At 67.1% G+C, this 17,754-nt stretch carries 14 protein-coding genes and 2 pseudogenes; 10 read left to right on the top strand and 6 right to left on the bottom strand.

The features are described from left to right. Nucleotides 1–339: 339 nt before the first annotated feature. From GJ629_RS16125 to GJ629_RS07270, 5 genes and pseudogenes are all read right to left on the bottom strand, one after another. Entirely contained in the window at nt 340–477 is a 138-nt protein-coding gene (locus tag GJ629_RS16125) for a hypothetical protein (RefSeq protein WP_197428486.1), read from the bottom strand. A gap of 90 nt (nt 478–567) precedes the next feature. Continuing rightward, complete coding sequence (nadC, locus tag GJ629_RS07285; RefSeq protein WP_157512406.1) at nt 568–1,383, bottom strand: carboxylating nicotinate-nucleotide diphosphorylase; 816 nt, start codon at nt 1,381–1,383, stop codon at nt 568–570. A 4-nt stretch (nt 1,384–1,387) separates the two neighbouring features. Then, a pseudogene (locus tag GJ629_RS07280) lies at nt 1,388–2,892 on the bottom strand (L-aspartate oxidase). A gap of 2 nt (nt 2,893–2,894) precedes the next feature. Next, nucleotides 2,895–4,025, bottom strand: coding sequence for a quinolinate synthase NadA (gene nadA, locus GJ629_RS07275; protein WP_157512405.1), 1,131 nt, complete (start codon nt 4,023–4,025; stop codon nt 2,895–2,897). Between the two features lie 167 nt (nt 4,026–4,192). Further along, complete coding sequence (locus tag GJ629_RS07270; RefSeq protein WP_157512404.1) at nt 4,193–4,351, bottom strand: hypothetical protein; 159 nt, start codon at nt 4,349–4,351, stop codon at nt 4,193–4,195. A 114-nt stretch (nt 4,352–4,465) separates the two neighbouring features. Between GJ629_RS07270 and fer the strand changes: the two genes are divergently transcribed. The 5 genes and pseudogenes from fer (at nt 4,466) to GJ629_RS07245 (ending at nt 8,495) form a co-directional block, all read left to right on the top strand. Beyond that, entirely contained in the window at nt 4,466–4,855 is a 390-nt protein-coding gene (gene fer, locus GJ629_RS07265) for a ferredoxin Fer (RefSeq protein WP_157512403.1), read from the top strand. Between the two features lie 103 nt (nt 4,856–4,958). Continuing rightward, nucleotides 4,959–5,986 (top strand): annotated as a pseudogene (locus GJ629_RS07260) (prepilin peptidase). Between the two features lie 45 nt (nt 5,987–6,031). Next, on the top strand, nt 6,032–6,934 hold the full coding sequence (locus tag GJ629_RS07255) for a carbohydrate kinase family protein (protein WP_157512402.1): 903 nt from the start codon (nt 6,032–6,034) through the stop codon (nt 6,932–6,934). Between the two features lie 39 nt (nt 6,935–6,973). Continuing rightward, nucleotides 6,974–7,345, top strand: coding sequence for a phosphoribosyl-AMP cyclohydrolase (hisI, locus tag GJ629_RS07250; protein WP_157512401.1), 372 nt, complete (start codon nt 6,974–6,976; stop codon nt 7,343–7,345). Then, nucleotides 7,338–8,495 (top strand): hypothetical protein, encoded by a 1,158-nt coding sequence (locus tag GJ629_RS07245; protein WP_157512400.1) that lies wholly within the window; start codon nt 7,338–7,340, stop codon nt 8,493–8,495. The genes hisI and GJ629_RS07245 overlap by 8 nt, the downstream gene beginning before the upstream one ends. A 53-nt stretch (nt 8,496–8,548) precedes the next feature. On the opposite strand, the gene glmM is transcribed toward GJ629_RS07245, so the two are convergent. Continuing rightward, a complete protein-coding gene (glmM, locus tag GJ629_RS07240; protein WP_157512399.1) occupies nt 8,549–9,919 on the bottom strand; it encodes a phosphoglucosamine mutase in 1,371 nt (456 codons plus the stop codon). Nucleotides 9,920–10,042: 123 nt separating this feature from the next. On the opposite strand from glmM, the gene pyrE reads away from it, so the two are divergent. The 5 genes from pyrE (at nt 10,043) to GJ629_RS07215 (ending at nt 17,196) form a co-directional block, all read left to right on the top strand. Then, nucleotides 10,043–10,570, top strand: a complete 528-nt coding sequence (gene pyrE, locus GJ629_RS07235; protein WP_157512398.1) for an orotate phosphoribosyltransferase — start codon at nt 10,043–10,045, stop codon at nt 10,568–10,570. A gap of 403 nt (nt 10,571–10,973) precedes the next feature. Next, nucleotides 10,974–14,837, top strand: a complete 3,864-nt coding sequence (locus GJ629_RS07230; RefSeq protein ID WP_157512397.1) for a S8 family serine peptidase — start codon at nt 10,974–10,976, stop codon at nt 14,835–14,837. Nucleotides 14,838–14,976: 139 nt separating this feature from the next. Next, the gene (locus tag GJ629_RS07225; protein ID WP_197428483.1) at nt 14,977–15,363 is read left to right on the top strand and encodes a hypothetical protein; all 387 of its coding nucleotides are present in this window, start codon (nt 14,977–14,979) and stop codon (nt 15,361–15,363) included. Between the two features lie 101 nt (nt 15,364–15,464). Next, a complete protein-coding gene (locus tag GJ629_RS07220; RefSeq protein WP_157512395.1) occupies nt 15,465–16,895 on the top strand; it encodes an NCS2 family permease in 1,431 nt (476 codons plus the stop codon). Nucleotides 16,896–16,950: 55 nt separating this feature from the next. Continuing rightward, the gene (locus GJ629_RS07215; RefSeq protein ID WP_157512394.1) at nt 16,951–17,196 is read left to right on the top strand and encodes a glutathione S-transferase N-terminal domain-containing protein; all 246 of its coding nucleotides are present in this window, start codon (nt 16,951–16,953) and stop codon (nt 17,194–17,196) included. Nucleotides 17,197–17,754: the final 558 nt, after the last annotated feature.

Genomic DNA, 17,754 nt, shown 5'->3' with positions numbered 1-17,754 from the left:
GTCCGACGGGACCTTAGAGGCCGCCGCGACCCATCTGGAGTCCGGCGAGTCCGTCGACACGACCATCGAATCGGGCGTCCGCCTCTCCGAGAAGGAGATCGAGCAGATGCAGGAGGCCCTGCCGACGCTGAAGACCGCGGGTGCGACGACGAAAGAAGCCTAAAAACCGCCACTTTTTCCCGCTCGGGTGCGCTCCGCGCACCACTCGCGGCAAAAAACTTGGGGAAAAAAGGCTGCTCGTTCGGCTTCGCCTTGCGAGCAGTACGATTGCTCGTACCGCTTCGCACAACGCTGCCGCTGAGAACGGTTCTACTCAAATACCCGCAACGACCGAGCCCCTCAGTTCGGGTCCGCTTCGGGGTTGTTCTGGCGACGGTAGCTTCCCACCATCTCCCACAGGGTCGCCTCCATCTCCTCGCCGGCTGATTCCGCACGGATCTGTTCGTAGAGGTCGTCTGAGACGCCTATCTGAGGCATCACGTGATACTTCACCGTTAATCATCATAAACTTTTTCGTGACAAACTGTTGCCAACATTCGGGTGACAGGCTTCTGGAGGGCGAACGGGTCACCCCGTCCGGAACGAGAGGTCCAGACTCGCCGCGGAGTGGGTGAGACTCCCCATCGAGACGATGTCGACGCCGGTCGCGGCGTAGTCGGCCACGTCGTCGACGCCGATGCCGCCCGAGGCTTCGGCGAGGGCATCGGGGTCGGCGGCATCCAGCAACTCGACCGCGCGGGTCGTTTCCTCGGGGCTCATATTGTCCAGCAGGACGATGTCCGCGCCGGCCTCTGCCGCACGGACGGCGTCGTCGGGCGACTCGACCTCGACCTCTACCTTCGTCGCGAAGGAGGCTTCCGCGCGGAAGTGGCGTATCGCCCGCTCTAAGCCCATCTCGGCGACGTGGTTGTCCTTGACCATCACCATATGCGAGAGATCTAGTCGGTGCGTGTCGCCGCCGCCGGCGACGACCGCGCGCTTCTCGATACCGCGGAGGCCCGGCGTCGTCTTGCGGGTCCCGGCGACGGTCACCTCGTCGTCGACGGCGCGGGCGTTCTCGACCGCGCGGCGGGTCTTGGTGGCGATGCCGCTTGCGTGGGCGGCGACGTTGACCGCCGGGCGCTCGCCCCGCAGCGTCTCGCGGGCGGGTCCCTCGGTTCGGAGGATAGTCTCGCCCGGGTCGACCGTCGCACCAGTGTCGCCGACCGTCTCGGCGTCGACGCCGAGGTAGTCGAAGACGGCGCTGGCGACGTCCAAGCCGGCGGCGACGCCCGCTTCTTTGGCGACGAGACGACCCGCGGTGTCGCCGTCGATGTCGTTGGTCACGTCGTGGTGGCCCACGTCCTCGGCGAGCCACGACTCGATCTGACTGTCGGTGAGCATCGGGTCAGTCGGCCTCGACCTCGGGGGTCTCAGCGAGGTAGTGGGTGCCGACGCTCTCGTCGTTCTCGCCGGCCGCGCGGGCGATCAGCAGGGCCGTGATCGAAGCGTGGCGCAGTTCGTACAGCGAGCGGGCGGTCCGGGTGCGGACGTAGGCGTCGACCTCGCCTTTCAGTCGGCGGAGGACCGCCTGCGCGCGCTGGAGGTCCTCGGGCGTGCGTTCGAGGCCGACGTACTCGTCCATCACGCGGCGCAACCGACGGAACTTCTCGTGGGCGAACTGGTCGGGCAGGTCCGGGTCCCGGTTCAACAGTTCCGGCGGTTCCATCGTCTGTATCTCCCGGTCGGCGGCGTCCTCGCCGGCGCGCAGGCCCCAGACCAGCCCCTCGAGCAGGCTGGTCGAGGCCAGTCGGTTCGCGCCGTGGACGCCCGTCCGGGCCGTCTCGCCGACGGCGTACAGCGAGGAAAGCGACGTGCGGCCGCGGTCGTCGACGACGACGCCGCCACAGAGGAAGTGCTCGGCGGGCGCGACGGGGATGCCCTCGCGGTAGTCGACGCCGTGGTCCTCGCACAACTCGACCAGATCCGGGAACTGCTCGGCGAAGTCGAACGTCGAGACGTCGAGACGGACCTCGCCGGTCGCCTCGCGTTCGGTGTCGACGGCGCGGGCGACCACGTCCCGCGGGGCGAGTTCGGCGTCTTCGTGGTAGTCGGGCATGAACCGCTCGCCGTCGCCGTTTATCAGGTGCGCGCCCTCCCCGCGGACGGCCTCGGAGACGAGGAAGACCCCGTCCTCCTCGTCGTCTTCGTCTGGGATGCAGACGGTAGGGTGGAACTGGACGTACTCCATATCCGCCACGTCCGCGCCCGCGAGAGCAGCCATCCCGACGCCGTCGCCGGTCATCCCGACGGGGTTCGTGGAGTTGGGATACAGCGCACCGATGCCGCCCGTGGCGAGAATCGTCGCGCCGGCGAAGGTGGGCGTCACGTCGCCGTCGGATTCGAGCATCGCACCGTAGACCTGTCCCTCGTGGCGGATCAACTCCAGCGCGGCGGTATCCTCCAGAATCTCGACGTTCTCGTGGGCGTCGAGGTAGTTCAGGAACGGGACGTGGATAGCCTTCCCCGTCGAGGCGTCGACGTGGAGGATCCGCTCGTCGCTGTGGGCGGCCTCCTGCCCGAAGTCGTGGCCGTCACCGTTCCCGTCAAAGTCGACATCGAGCGTCTCCAGCAGGACGTCCTCGACGGCGTCGTTGGCGTTCTCGACCAGTACGTCGACGGCCTCGGGGTCGGCGGTGCCGTCGCTGGCGGTCAGGATGTCCTGTTTGAACTGCTCGGGGTCGTCCTTCGAGACGGCGATGCCGCCCTGTGCCCACCACGAGGAGGAGCCCTCGGGGCGGGTCGCCTTGGTCGCGACGGTCACGTCCGCGCCCTCGCGGGCGCGGCGAGCGCCGCCGCACACCCGGCGATACCGGATCCGACGATCAACACGTCGGTCGTCTCTTCGGACATGGTCAGATCTCCAGCATCCGGTCTAAGGCGAGACCGGCCAGTTCCTTCTCCTCGGGCGGGACCGCGATGACGTTTCGCTCCCGGCCCTCGACCAACTCCTCCAGCACCCACGTCAGGTAGTTGGGGTCGATCTGTCGCATCGCGTTGCAGTCCATACAGGCCTCGCCACAGAGGGGGACGACGTTCACCTCGGGGTGCCACCGACTGAGGTGGTTCGTGAGGTGGATCTCGGTCCCGATGGCCCACGTCTCGCCGGGGTCGGCGTTCTCGACGGTCTCGGTGATGGTCGCCGTCGATCCGGCCACGTCTGCGGCCTCGACGACCTCGCGGCGGCACTCGGGGTGGACAATGACGTTGGCGTCGTCGTACTCCTCGCGGACCTGCTCGATGTGTTCGACCCGGAACCGTTCGTGGACCTGACAGTAGCCGTCCCAGAGGATGATGTCGTTCTCGACGGCCTTGCTCGCGTCCTTCGATTCGGGGTCCCACGGGTCCCACTCGACGGTTTCGTCTTCCATCCCGAGTCGGTGGGCCGTGTTCTCCCCGAGGTGCTTGTCCGGGAGGAACAGGACCTTGTCGCCCTTCTCGAAGGCGTACTCGAAGGCCTTGTGGGCGTTCGAGGAGGTACAGACCAGCCCGCCCTGTTCGGCACAGAACGCCTTCAGGTCGGCGTAGCTGTTCATGTAGGTGATCGGGATGATGTTCTCGTCGGTCTCGGCGGTGATCTCGGCCCACGCGGCGTCGACCTGTAGTGCCTCGGCCATCCCGGCCATCGGACACGACGCCTCCATACTCGGGAGGATCACGGACTGGCTGTCGTCGGTGATGATGTCCGCGGACTCGGCCATAAACGTCACGCCGCCGAAGATGACGTAGTCGGCGTCGGAGTTTGCGGCCTCCTTGCTCAACTGGTAGGAGTCGCCGATGAAGTCGGCGTGCTCGACGATTTCGCGGCGCTGGTAGTTGTGCCCCAGGATGACCACGTCGTCGCCGAGTGTCTCGAGCGCGGCCTCGATGCGCTCGGTCCGCTCGCCCTCCTCCAGATCACGGTATTCCGGCGGGAGCTGTTCGAGATTGTCGTATTTGAACAGACTGAGATCTGTCTCGAACGCCGCCGTTTCCATTGCTGGCATGGCTGATTAGGTGTCTCGTAGTACGGAGGCCTCTATTGAAAACATTTTGCCTTCAATATACGGTACTGGTGGCTGTCGGAGTGCAGTCGGCCGCGATGGTCGAAATGCGTCTCGCGTATCGCGGCCGTGACCGCCGGGTCCGGCGGTTGGGCTGTCCGGTGGGCCGGCTACTGTTCGTCCCGTCCCTTCTCCCGTCGTTCGGCGAGGTCGGCCTCGTAGGGTGTCGGACTCGTACCCTCGGGGCCTTTGATGTAGACGTACAACAGCGGCGAGACGAACAGCAACAGGGTTCCGAGACCGAGTACGATACCGATGAGCGACACCATAGCTGCACGTATGGGCGATATCGGGTTAGCTCTTTCGCGGATCGCTCACAATTTCTCTAGGATCCGGTGCGGAACAACAAAGGATAAGCGTCCGGCGTCTGTAGCATCGAGGTGATGCCTACGGTTGAGTACCTAAACTACGAAGTAGTGGACGACAACGGCTGGGACGTGCAAGACGACGATCTCTTCGAGAAGGCCGCCGACGAGGGTCTCGGCGAGAACGACCACGGCGAGATCGACGTCAGCGAGGGCGAGTACATCCTCGAGGCCGCCGAGGCCCAGGGGTACGACTGGCCGTTCTCCTGTCGCGCCGGTGCCTGTGCGAACTGCGCAGCCATCGTCGTCGAGGGCGAGGTCGAGATGGACATGCAGCAGATCCTCAGCGACGAGGAAGTCGAGGACAAGGGCGTGCGCCTGACCTGCGTCGGGACGCCGGACAGCGACGAGGTCAAGATCGTCTACAACGCGAAACACCTCGACTACCTGCAGAACCGCGTCATATAAGCGCTCCCGTCACCCGATTTTTTCGACCGCTCGCCCCGGAGTGGCGACGCCGGCGTGACCGACAGCCGCAAAGTTGAATGTCCTGCCCGTGAACCACCTACCAGTGTTCGCTGCGACGATACCGGACCTGCTGCGTCTGCTGGTCGTCCCGGTGTTCGGCTGGGCGGCGATCAGGGACATCAAGACCCGGCGGGTCCCCAACCGAACGTGGCTCCCACTGGCGGCGCTGGGACTCGTGTTGCTCGCGTGGGACGCCGTCGCCGTCTGGAACGGGACGGCGACTCGCCTGCTGATCGACGGCCTCTCGGTGTCCTTTCAGTCGACGATAACCCAACCGCTGTCGGCGTTTCTCCTCCGGACGGCCATCAGCGTCGCTTTCGTCGTCGCGTTCGCCTACGGCTTCTGGTTGCTCGGCGGGTTCGGCGGCGCCGACGCGAAGGCCCTGATGACTCTCGCCGTCGTCTTCCCGCTGTACCCGGAGTTCCTGTTCGACGGCTTCGCGCTCCCGTGGTTCGAGACGACCGTCGGCGTGTTCTCGCTGACCATCCTCTCGAACACTGTCCTCGCGGGCGCGGGCTACCCGCTCGTGTTGGCCGCCCGCAACGCTGCCGGCGGGGACGTGAGCCGACTGATGGTGATCGGCGACCGAGCCCCGGCCGACAGTCTCACCGAACGGTACGGCCGCCTGCTCGAACGACCCGAGGGCTACACCCGCGGCGGCCTCGACTTGGACGTCCTCCGGATGTACCTGACGTGGCGCGGGTGCTCGCTCGCGACCTGCGTGCAGACCCCGACCACTACCGGTCGACGGTCCCCGAGGACCCCGCCGACCCCGGTGGCGGCACCGTCGACGAGTCGCTCCCCCTCCCCGAGGGCGACCCGGCCGGCGACCGGACGCCCGAAGAGGCGGACCCGTGGGGGGCCGAGGCGTTCTTCGCGGACATCGGCGGCCCCATCTACGGCACCGATACCGAGGACCTGCGGGACGGCCTCGACGTCGTCGCGGGCGGCGACCGGGTGTGGTACTCCCCGGGCATCCCGTTCATCGTCCCGATGTTCGGCGGATTGTTGCTCAGCCTCGTCGCCGGTGACGTACTGGTGTGGGGGCTGGCAGCCGCCGGGCTGGGGTAACACCGGACCGACGCCGACAAGCCGTCCGCGGCCCACCGAGCGCGTATGGACGTGTTCGTCGCCGGCGGCTGTTCGTGGGACGCCATCGTCTATCTGGACCAGTTCCCCGACGGCCCGGGAACGGTGTTCGCCCGCGACTTCCGGGAGACGGTCGGGTCGAGCGGTACCGGGAAGGCCCTGAACCTCGGCCGTCTCGGCGTCGGGACGCGGTTTCACGCGATGGTCGGCGAGGACCGCTTCGGGACGGCGATCCGTGAGCGCCTCGACACCGAACCGATCACGACGGCGTTCGACCTCGACCCCGCGGGCACCGAGCGCCACGTCAACCTCATGGACGACGCGGGCGACCGCATCTCTATCTTCACCGTTCCGCCGACCCAAGAGCCCGATATCGACTACGGGCGACTCGAGACGTGGGTCGCGGCGGCGGACGCCCTCGTCGTCAGCCCCGTCAACTACACTCGGCCGTTAGTCGAGACGGCGGCCGCCGTCGGCACGCCGGTCTGGGCGGACGTCCACGAGTACGACGGCGAGGACGACTACTTCGAGACGTTCGTCGCGGGCGCGGACGCCCTCTTCCTGAGCGACGAGGCCATCGGCGACTACGAGGCGTTTATGCGCGAGCAGATAGCGGCCGGGAAGCGACTGGTCGTCTGCACACACGGGGACGCGGGCGCGAGCGCGATGACGCCCGACGGCGAGTTGGTCACCGTCGACGCCGTAGACGCCGAGGTGGTCGATACGAACGGGGCCGGCGACGCCTTCTTCGCGGGCTACCTCTACGGCTACCGGCAGGGCGAGTCGGTCGAGACGTGTCTCCGACTGGGGGCCATCGCCGGCGGACTCGCCGTCGAGTCGCGGGAGTTGGCACACCCTGAGCTATCGTCCGAGCGCCTCGCAGCAGAGTACGAGCGACGATACGACGACGCCCGCAAGTCAGCGCGCTGACGCAAAAGGCCTATGCAAGGGTATGGCGAGCCTAGGGATATGAGCGACGCCGCCCCTGAACTGGCCTTCGACGAGCAGGAACTGTTGCCAGCGGTCGCACAGGACGCCGACTCGGGCGAGGTGTTGATGCTCGCGTACGTCACCAGCGAGGCCGTCGAGCGGACCCGCGAGACCGGCCGCGCCCACTACTACTCCCGGAGCCGCGAGGAACTCTGGGAGAAGGGCGCGACCAGCGGTCACACCCAGTCCGTCGCGGAGATCCGCGTCGACTGCGACGGCGACGCCCTCCTGTACCTCGTCGACCAGGAGGGCGGGGCCTGCCACACCGGCTACGAGAGTTGTTTCTACCGGACGATAGACGGCGAAACCGTCGGCGAGCAGGTGTTCGACCCAGAGGCCGTCTATGAGTGAGAGCGCCCACGCCGACGACAGCGAGACCGCGTCGCTGCTGGAGCGCCTCGAATCGGCTGCCGCCGACTACGAGGCCGCCGACGAGCGTGTCGCGGCCATCGACGACACCGACGTCGAGCGACTGGTCGACCGGTATCGGGAGCTAACGGATCTGATGGAGCGCTACGAGCCGGTGGCAACGAGTGACGGCGACGCCGACGTCGATATGGAGCAGTTCATCGAGTACCAGGAGGAACTGGCCCACTTCGTCGAGCGGTTGCCCGAGGAGTTGACCCACCGCGGGGCCTTCGAGACCGTCGACGAGATTATGCACAAGAAGTGGCTCAAGGAGGCCGACTTCGCGGAGGCCCGCGAGGCGCTGGCGCCGGTCCGGGATGTCGTCGAAACGGTCGAGGCCCGCGAGGACGCCCGACAGCGGTACCGCGATGCACGGCAGTCGGTCGAGCGACACGAGCGTGAACTCGACGAGCGCGTCGACGAACTGCGGCGACTGGTCGAGTTGGGCGAGGCCGACATCGACGCGCCGGTCGAGCGCATCCGGGACCCCATCGAGCGCTACGACGACGCGGTCTCCGAAGCCTTCGAGACGTTCAAACACGACGCCAGCGCCCGCGAGGTGCTCGCGTTCGTCGAGTCGACGGCCGCGTTCCCGCTGGTCGAGTACCGACAGCCCCCCGAGGACCTCCTGGCGTACGTCCGCCGGGAGTCGGTCGGCACGGAACCCATCCAGCAGTTGCTCTCCTACGCGGAGTACTCGAAGTCGAAACTCGACCACTACGTCGAGGACGCCGCCGCGCTCAAGCGCAACGTCGCAACCCACCAGACGTACCTCGAACGCCTCGACGCCGGCCCGCTGACCGTCGACTGGCCCCCGCCGTCGGCGGCGGCGCTTCGCTGGCGCTGTAAGGAACTGATCCCCGTCGTCGACCGTCTCGACGATCCGGCCGTGCTGGATGCCCTCCGGGCGGTCCGGTCGCTGGCCGACGACCCCGAGTACGGCCGCCTTCGGGACAGTGCCGTCGCCCAAGCGCAGTTGACCGACGACGAGCGCGAACGGCTACGCCGCGGGTCGGTCGAGGAACGCTTAGAACGGACGCGCGACCGGCGCGAGCGTCTCCGGGACGCGCTGGAGGAGTACGGCTCCCTGTAGGCTCAATCGGCGGCGTTCTCGACGGCCTCGCGCATTCGATCCGCGAGGGTCTCTCAATCGGCGGCGTTCTCGACGGCCTCGCGCATTCGATCCGCGAGGGTCTCGACGCGGTCCGGATCCCTCGCTTCCGCGTAGATACGGATCAGCGGCTCCGTCCCGCTGGGGCGTGCCAACACCCAGCCGTCCTCGTAGTTGAGCCGGTAGCCGTCGGTGGTGTCGAGGTCGGCCGCCGACTCGGCGGCGACCGTCTCTATCGCTCCGAGCATCCGCTCGCGCTGGGCGTCGCTCTCGTAGTGGACGTTCGACCGGACGTTGTAGTAGTCGTCGTAGTCGGCGGCCACCTCGCTCGCGGGCCGGTCGGCCACCAACTCACAGAATCGGGCGGCGGTGTAGGCGCCGTCCCGTATCGTCCGGTAGGGCGGGAAGATGATGCCGCCGTTGCCCTCGCCGGCGATGGGGACGTGCTTGCCCTGGCGCTTTAGGGTCTGTATCTTCGTGATCAGGTAGCTCGACCCGATCGGCGTCATATGCAACTCCGCGCCGGTCCGGTCGGCGACGTCGACGAGCCGTTGTGACGTGCTGACCGCCGAGACGACGGCGTTTCCGGTCGACAACTCGGCTTCGGCCAGCGCCGCCAGCGCGGCGTCGCCCTCGACGAAACTCCCCGTCTCGTCGACGAAGATGGCCCGGTCGGCGTCGCCGTCGTGTGCGATACCGAGGTCCGCCTCGGAGGTCCGGACGAGCCGTTGTAGGTCCCCGAGGTGGTCGGCGACTGGCTCGGGGTCCCGCCCCGGGAAGTGGCCGTCGGGTTGGGCGTTGATCGTCAGGACGCGACAGCCCAACCGACGGAAGAAGTCGGGGCTGGTGACGGCGCCGGCGCCGTGTCCGGGGTCGAGCGCCACCGTCAACTCCGCGTCGGCGATGGCCTCGCGGTCGACGGCACCGAGCAACTGCTCGACGTACTCCTCGTCGGCCCCCTCGATAGTCCGGCTCTCGCCGACGCCGTCCCACTCGACCCGGGCGAACGACTCCTCGAGGAGACGCTCCTCGACGGCCTCTAGCTGGTCGAGGGGGAGTTCGACGCCGTCGGTCCCGATGAGTTTGATCCCGTTGTGCTGTGGCGGGTTGTGCGAGGCCGTCAGCATGAACGCCGCCACGTCGTTGTCGTCGGCGTAGACCTGCACGCCGGGGGTTGGGACGGTGCCGATGTAGTCGACATCGAGGCCGACGCTTGCGAGCCCGCTTTTGGCCGCGTCGGCGAACATCTGCCCGGTCTTGCGGGTGTCGTGTGCGACGGCGACCCGGGTCACGTCGCGTTCGGTCCGCCAGAACGACCCGGCGGCCATCGCCACCTGCATCGCGTACTCCGGCGTCAGCGTCTCGTTGACGACGCCGCGGACCCCGCTCGACCCGAATACCTTCATCTGCCCGACTCTCGAACCCGCGTCGGCATTAGGATTCCGGACTCCCCACTCCCCGGTACGGTTCCGTTTGGCACACGACCGCATTTCGATGCCTATTACAGCCGCGACGGCCCAGCAGTGGGTATGGACACACAGGCGCTCATCGACGCGCTCCGCGCGGCCGACGCCGTCCGATTCGGGGAGTTCGAGCTCTCCCACGGCGGGACCAGCGACTACTACGTCGACAAGTACGTCTTCGAGACCAACCCCGACTGCCTCGCACTGATCGCCGAGGCCTTCGCCGAACGCCTCGCCGACACGAAACTCGCGGGCGTCGCCCTCGGCGGCGTCCCCCTCGTCGCCGTCACCAGCGTCGAGACGGGCCTGCCCTACGTCATCGCCCGCAAACAGCAAAAGGAGTACGGCACCGCGAACCTGATCGAGGGCGACCTCGACGAGGGCGAGGAGGTCGTCGTCATAGAGGACATCGCCACGACCGGCCAGAGCGCTATCGACGCCGCCGAAGCGCTCCGGGAAGCCGGGGCCGTCGTCGACCGCGTCCTCGTCGTCGTCGACCGCGAGGAGGGCGCGACCGAGAACCTCGCCGACCACGACCTGCGACTGGAGTCGCTGGTGACCGCCTCGCAACTGTTGGCCGACCGCGACGACTGAGCCGCCGCCGGCATATCGTCGGTTTCACCACTCAAGCGTCCACTTTTTCGCCGTTTCCCGACCGGGATCGACAGCGCTCTAGAGAGCTAGCCCCGGTGGTTAATACGGGACCTGTAGAACGAACGGAAAGACGTTTGGGTTGACGATAGTGGGATGGTCGGCGTCCGCCGGCCGTCACGGCGCACGACGCAGTTCGGGGAACCGACACACGAACGACCGCGGCCAAAACCGAACGTATGATCGCACACGCACAGGATCCGACACCGGTCGGGGCGTCCCGGCAGCCAATCTGCCGGTCGTCCGGACCACCGGTGACCGGGGGGTACCAGCACACGACCACGGCGCACGTCTCTCACGGGCGGCACCGCGACGACCGCGGGCCGTCAGCCCTGCGGAGGCGACGATGAGCGACCGCCGCCTGACCGCCTTGGCGGTCGCGTTCGCCGTTCTTATGCTGACTACACCCGTCGCCGGCGCGGTTGCGCCACTCTCGACCGGGACGCTCGACGCCGGTGACACCGCCGTTGACGCGCCCGCGAGTAGTGACCCTGTCGGCGGTGACGACTGGAACGACTCCGCCGATGACGACGCGAACGCGACCGCGAGCGCCGGCGACCGGACGAACGACACGACGGCCGACGCGGGCGAAGCCACGGCGGACGACGGCGCAAACATCACCGCCGTCGAACCCGACGAGACCGACGTCGTCGAGGTCGACCGCGAGTACGACTACGCGATCCCGTTCCGCGCCGGGACGATCACGCCCGAACCGGGACTGGACCCGGCAGTCACCGACAGCGCCACCGCCCGGACGTGGGTGGTCGTGCAGTTCGTCGCCGCGCCGACTGCCGAGTTGCTGGAGGAGATGACCGCACTCGGCTACGAGGACGGCGAGCGGTTGACGCGGACGGCCCGCTACGCGAACGTCCCGGTCGAGGCCGCCGAGGACATCGCCGCGCGCGATGAGGTGCGTTCTGTCCTCTCGATCCGTCCGGAGTTGCGCATCCACCCCGACCTCGTCGACACGGCGAGCGACGCCGAACGCGTCAACGTGACCGTGACGACCTTCGAACCCATCGACACCGAGGGGACGCCGCTCCGCGAAGTCGAGGCCAACACCTACCGCGGGGAGGTCACGAACGAGGACCTCGATGTCCTCTCGGAGAACCCACGCGTCAGGTGGGTTGAGGAGTTCACCGCGCCGGCGCCGACCGTCTCGGAGGGCCGCCGTCTCGTCGGCGCGCATCTGGCCGAGCGGGCGGGACCGGGGAGCCGGACCGGCTACGACGGGACCGGTATCAGGGTCGGCGTCCTTGACACCGGTATCCAGCCGAACCACCCCCATTTCGACGACGTGAACATCATTCAGGGGTACGACTGGGTCGACGGCGACTACAACTCCACGACGACTGCCCGTACCCACGGTCAACACGTCGCCGGGACCATCGCCGGCAACGGAACCGACGCCTCCCGGGGTGTCACGGTTACCGGCGTCGCCGAGGACGCAACGCTCATCCCGTCCCGAATTCTCGACCCCGGCGGTGGTATCACCACTGTATGGACTGGTCCCAAACGAAAATACAAGCAGGTCAACGACGAGGGGGCGGACATCATCTCGAACAGCTGGGGTGACACCCCCGAGTCGTCGGATGGCGACTACGACGTGGAAGCGAGCAAGACCGACACGTGGGCGTACAACCACGAGGACACGTTGCTCGTCTTCTCCAACGGCAACTTCAACCAGACGAAAGCCAACCGGGGCATCGTGCCCGCCAGCGAACAGTACGTCGGGAGCCCCGCCCTCGCCAAGAACGTCATCTCAGTCGGCGCGGTCCGGGACGGATCCAACGCCAACGGCCGCGTCACCGACGCTTCTATCGGGACGGTCAACGCCGACTCGATACTCAACAACCTCCAGCCGAGCCGGGATATGGCGGACAACTCCAACCGACGCAAGCCCGAGTTGTACGCGCCGGGCCACTGGACGACGGCGCCGCTGAACAGCGGCTACGGTGAGAAGCTCGGCACGTCGATGGCCGCCCCGCACGTCTCGGGCGTCGCCGCGCTGCTGAAAGACAAGTACGAACACCGCAGCCTCGATATGGACGCCAACGCGATGCGGGCGGAACTGATCGCCACCGCGGCCCCGCCGAACCACGACGGCTACGGCATCGTCAACGCCAACAACGCGCTGTTCACCAACCGCTACGAGGCCCGCCACGCCCACATGAGCGGTTCGGTCCAGAACTCGGGGCTGTTCCAGAGCCCGTCGGTCGAAGTCGACAAGAAGTCTTTCACGGTCGAGCAGGACACCGAGAAGTTGGTCGTCGCGCTGACGTGGCTGGACCCCGGTCACACGCCGACGCTCCGCGGTAGCGGGAGCAACATCCTGGCCAACGACCTCGATCTGGAGGTCGAGGGCCCCGACGGTACCCGCAAGATAACGACGAACAGCAACGTCAAACGGCTGGTGCTCGACGATCCGAGCCAGGGCCGCTACGAGATCAGAGTGCGGGCCAACCGCGTGACGGCGTTCACCAATCAGGCGTACGACGTGGTCTACCGGACGGTCACCGAGGAGCCGACGCTGTCCGTGACGGACACCCAGACCACGACGCTCCAGCCGTGGGAGGACCGTCAGCGCTGGTTCAACGTCAGCGTCGAGGGGACGGGCGCGCCCGTCTCGGGCACCGTCGTCGACGTCGAGTTCAGCGATCCCTCGGCGATGTCACAGTGTGGCGACTGGGAGGACCCGACGGTCGCCGGGATACTCAGCGAGGGCCAGCGCTACGAGAAGGACATCTGTGTCGAGGTGCCCTCGGTGACGAGAAAGCGGACGGTCAACGCCACCGTCACGGTGAACACCTCGAACGCCGCGTCGATCAACGGCGTCCGGTCCCGGAACCTCACGGTTCGGAAGACCTTCGAACTGTTGCCCCCGCCAGACCGCGACCGCTTCGACGACTTCGGGCGGGACAACGACCGCCTCGGCACGGCGACGAACCTCTCGCGTGCCGTTGGCTGGGACCACCGTCACCTGTTCTGTGTCGGCAGCCACCGGTTCAGCAGCGGCAAATCGTACGGCGACGACTGTAGCGGCATCCTCTCGGGCGGAGGCGAGGTGTTCGCCCGCGAGTACTGGGACACGGAACTGTCGAACCTCAGCCTCCACGACGACGCCGACGTGGACTACTACGACCTCGACGTGCCCGAGACGGACACGCCGACGCTCCCCAAGCCGGAGTGTGGCACCCAGAACGTCACCATCGACGGCACCCGGACCGAGATAGCGACCGAGGGCGAACTCGTCGTCGTGATACGGGGCACCGGTAACGCCCTCGGCGAGGCCGCCGCTCGGACCAACCCCGAGAAGACGCCGATCACCCTCTACGACGACGGCCGCGAGGTCACGAACGTGACCCTCGATTGGTTGTACGACACCCACGTGCAACTGTCGGTCGACTGCCCGCAGACCCGTGGACTCGACGACCTCACCGTCTCCTTCGGCGAGGGGGCAGCCACGAACGTCGGCGGGTACGAGATGGCGGTCCGCTACCGCATCGACGTCAAGCGCGTCGAGGCGTACAAAGAGGCCGTCCGCGACCAGATCACCGACGCTATCGAGGCACAGGAGGTTCTGGAGAACGCGTACGTCTACGAGCAACTCCCCGGCGTCGAGGAGATCGACGCGATCGTCGACCGCTTCCGCGAGGACGGGCGACCGGCCTGTTACACCCACTGTGGCTATCCGGGCGGACCGCCGGAGCGGTTCGTCGGCGAGCGGATCCGCTTCGACGTGTACAACCCGCAGGGCGAGATATCGGACCGCTTCGCCCTCGTCACCGGTGAGGCGGGCGGCCTCACCGAGTTCCGCCGGCTCGAGGACCCCGCGGCGTTCGAGTCGACGATGCGGATGGAGACCAGCGTCTTCGCCGCCCGGTTGCTGTCCACGGCGGAACGGCCCGGTCCGGCAGTGGCCGCCGCCTACCGGCAGGGACTGATCCGGTTCGAGGGCCCGGGCTTCCTCGACGGGTTGTACGTCGCGCGCCGACGGTCGAACTCGGCCCCGAGGGTGACGCCACAGTCTCGACGACCGCGACGTACGACCTCACCGACGACCGCGACGCCGCGGCGTTCGAGTCCCTACAGGCCGACGAACAGTTCCGTCAGCGACTCGCCGAGACGTTCCGGATGCGACTGGGCTGGGTCGCCGACGGGTGGGCGACCCGCGTCGACCGCGAGATGTCCGTTCTCGAACCGCGGGTGACCTTCGACGTCCGCGAGGGCGGCGAAACCGGCGTTGTCTCGGTCGCGGTCGAGTGGCGCGGGTTCGCCGCCGTGACCGACGCGGGCCTGCGGATCGAACGGCCGTTCGCGCCGTCGTTCGTCACCGATCAGCACTGGAGTTGCGCGCGCCCGAGGGCTACCAACTCCGGGAGACGAGCGTCGAACCGGCGGCCACCGAGGGCCGGACCGTCAGTTGGGCGAGCGGCCTCGATACGAGCGACCTGACGGTGTCGCTGGCATCGGACGAGACTGGTGACGACGACCCCTCGTTCGATATCCCGCCTATCGGCGACGGGTCGGGCCCGCCGACGAGTCTCGACGACGACCCGCTGTTGGAGGACGTCAACGGCGACGGTACGGGCGACCTCTTCGACGCGCTGGCCTACTACAACAACCGCGACAGCGACGCGGTCGCGGCCAATCCCGACGCCTTCGACTTCGACGGTGACGGCGACGCCGGCGACCTCTTCGACGCACTGGCACTGTGGAACGAGCTCAGCAGTTGAAACATCGGTCGTTATCTCCCCATATTTTCGGACGGTATCGGTGAGGAACGTGCGGGAGACATTGAAAGTATTAAAACTGGGGTCTACGAACGGACGCCAATATGGTACGGGACAGGCTCGCCACGTTCTTCGGCTTCGACGAACACGACACTGACCTCCGGACCGAGACCATCGCCGGCATCACCACGTTCCTGACGATGAGTTACATCGTCGTGGTGAATCCGAGCATCCTGAGCGCGGCGATACAGGTCCCGGGCCGGACACAGACCGAGACCATCCAGATGCTCGCCGTCGTCACCATCATCGCGGCGGCCGTCGCGACGCTGATGATGGCGTTCTACGCGAACCGCCCGTTCGCACAGGCCCCCGGACTGGGGCTGAACGCCTTCTTCGCGTTCACCGTCGTCCTCGGGTTGGGCGTCCCGTGGCAGACGGCGCTCGCCGCCGTCGTCGTCGAGGGGATCATCTTCATCCTCCTGACCGTCGCCGGCGCCCGTGAGTACGTCATCAAACTGTTCCCGCAACCGGTGAAACTCGGCGTCGGTGCCGGTATCGGGCTGTTCCTCGGTATCCTCGGGTTGCAGGCGATGCACGTCGTCGCCGGCGACCCCTCGACGTTCCTCCAGTTCAACCCGCAGTTCGCCAACGACCCGCTGGCGATTATCTCCGTTATCGGCCTGCTGTTGACGTTCGTCCTGTACGCCGCCGGCATCCCGGGGTCTATCGTCCTCGGTATCGCGGCGACGACCGTCGCCAGTTACGCCGCCTCGGCGCTCGGCTTCAGCGCGCTGACCGAAATCGAGGGCGGGACGCTGTACACGCCCGCGACGCTGACCGGCGACACGACGGTGACCTACAGCGCCGCCGGCTACGACATCACGCCGCTGATCGGCGCGTTCATCGACGGCTTCGGGAACGTCGACGCGCTTGGCTTCTCGCTCATCGTCTTCACGTTCTTCTTCGTCGACTTCTTCGACACCTCGGGGACGCTGGTCGGCGTCGGGCAGGTCGCAGGCTTCCTCGACGAGGACGGCAACTTCCCCGACATCGACCGACCGCTGCTGTCTGACGCCGTCGGGACCACCGTCGGCGGGATGATCGGCACCTCGACGGTCACCACCTACATCGAGTCCGCCACCGGCGTCGAGGAGGGCGGTCGGACGGGAATGACCGCGCTGGTCGTCGCCCTGCTCTTTATTGCGTCGCTCGCGCTGGTGCCCCTCGCCGCCGCCGTTCCGATCCACGCCTCCCACATCGCCTTAGTCGTCGTCGCCGTCCTGATGCTCCGTAACGTCACGGACATCGACTGGGACGACCTCTCCCACGCCATCCCGGCCGGCCTGACCGTCTTCGTGATGCCCTTTACCTTCTCCATCGCCTACGGCATCGCCGCCGGCATCATCTCTTACCCCATCGTCAAGGCTGGACAGGGCGAGTGGCGGGAGGTCCACCCCGGACAGTGGGTGCTCGCGGCCGCGTTCGTCCTCTACTTCGTCGTCCGGACCAGCGGCATCATCGGCGGCGCGCTGTAGTCGCCCGCGCACACCACCGCCGGCCTCTTTTGCCTGCGACTCGTAGGCGTCGACGATGGCAAACCTCGAACTGTACGAACTCGAAGGCTGTCCGTACTGCGCGAAAGTCACGAAGAAACTCGACGAACTCGGACTCGAGTACGAGTCCCATATGGTCCCCCGCAGCCACAGCGAGCGGACCGAAGTCGAGGAAATCAGCGGCCAGACAGGCGTCCCCGTCCTCGTCGACGAGGACAACGGCATCGAGGGAATGGCCGAGAGCGACGACATCGTCGCGTACCTCGAGAAGCACTACGCCTGACCCCGTAGCGTCTCTTTTCGTCTCGACGAGTAGTGTTCCGCGCCGCTCACGATAGCGAGTACACGCGACGCGGTGCTCGCCGAGTAGTCCGGGTCAGAAAGCGCCCGGAGCGGGACCGAGCGAACGCTTCGCGCTCGCGAGGGTCGGGAGACGCCAGCGGCGTCTCTCGGGAGTGAGCGAAACCGATGGTTTCGCGAACTGTGCCACGCTGCGCGTGTGATTCGAGCCCAGCGTGGCGGGATTTGAACCGAAGCCAGACGTGCTCGCTCCCGATGGTCGCTGTGCGCGACTGGCAGGGTTCAAATGCCGTCGGCGACGCTTCGACGCTCACGATGCGAGCACACGCTACGCGGTGCTCGCCGTGTAGTTCGCGTCAGAAAGCGCCCGGAGCGGGACTGAGCGAACGCTTCGCGTTCGCGAGGGTCGGAGACGCCAGCGGCGTCTCCCGAACTTTGAACCGAAGAGAGACTCACAGCGTTCGTCTCTCAGGGTTCAAATCCCTCAGTGCGATTCCTCGCGGACGACTCACTCGTCGCTACGCTCCTCGTTCGTTGTCGT

It is taken from the genome of Halapricum sp. CBA1109, assembly GCF_009741825.1.
Classification (GTDB): domain Archaea; phylum Halobacteriota; class Halobacteria; order Halobacteriales; family Haloarculaceae; genus Halapricum.
This window is presented reverse-complemented; position numbering and strand designations above follow the sequence as displayed.

Bases quoted from the DNA above. Each gene is read 5' to 3' on its own strand.
- GJ629_RS16125 (WP_197428486.1), bottom strand. From the start codon at position 477: ATGCCTCAGATAGGCGTCTCAGACGACCTCTACGAACAGATCCGTGCG.
- nadC (WP_157512406.1), bottom strand. From the start codon at position 1,383: ATGCTCACCGACAGTCAGATCGAGTCGTGGCTCGCCGAGGACGTGGGC.
- nadA (WP_157512405.1), bottom strand. From the start codon at position 4,025: ATGCCAGCAATGGAAACGGCGGCGTTCGAGACAGATCTCAGTCTGTTC.
- GJ629_RS07270 (WP_157512404.1), bottom strand. From the start codon at position 4,351: ATGGTGTCGCTCATCGGTATCGTACTCGGTCTCGGAACCCTGTTGCTG.
- fer (WP_157512403.1), top strand. From the start codon at position 4,466: ATGCCTACGGTTGAGTACCTAAACTACGAAGTAGTGGACGACAACGGC.
- GJ629_RS07255 (WP_157512402.1), top strand. From the start codon at position 6,032: ATGGACGTGTTCGTCGCCGGCGGCTGTTCGTGGGACGCCATCGTCTAT.
- hisI (WP_157512401.1), top strand. From the start codon at position 6,974: ATGAGCGACGCCGCCCCTGAACTGGCCTTCGACGAGCAGGAACTGTTG.
- GJ629_RS07245 (WP_157512400.1), top strand. From the start codon at position 7,338: ATGAGTGAGAGCGCCCACGCCGACGACAGCGAGACCGCGTCGCTGCTG.
- glmM (WP_157512399.1), bottom strand. From the start codon at position 9,919: ATGAAGGTATTCGGGTCGAGCGGGGTCCGCGGCGTCGTCAACGAGACG.
- pyrE (WP_157512398.1), top strand. From the start codon at position 10,043: ATGGACACACAGGCGCTCATCGACGCGCTCCGCGCGGCCGACGCCGTC.
- GJ629_RS07230 (WP_157512397.1), top strand. From the start codon at position 10,974: ATGAGCGACCGCCGCCTGACCGCCTTGGCGGTCGCGTTCGCCGTTCTT.
- GJ629_RS07220 (WP_157512395.1), top strand. From the start codon at position 15,465: ATGGTACGGGACAGGCTCGCCACGTTCTTCGGCTTCGACGAACACGAC.
- GJ629_RS07215 (WP_157512394.1), top strand. From the start codon at position 16,951: ATGGCAAACCTCGAACTGTACGAACTCGAAGGCTGTCCGTACTGCGCG.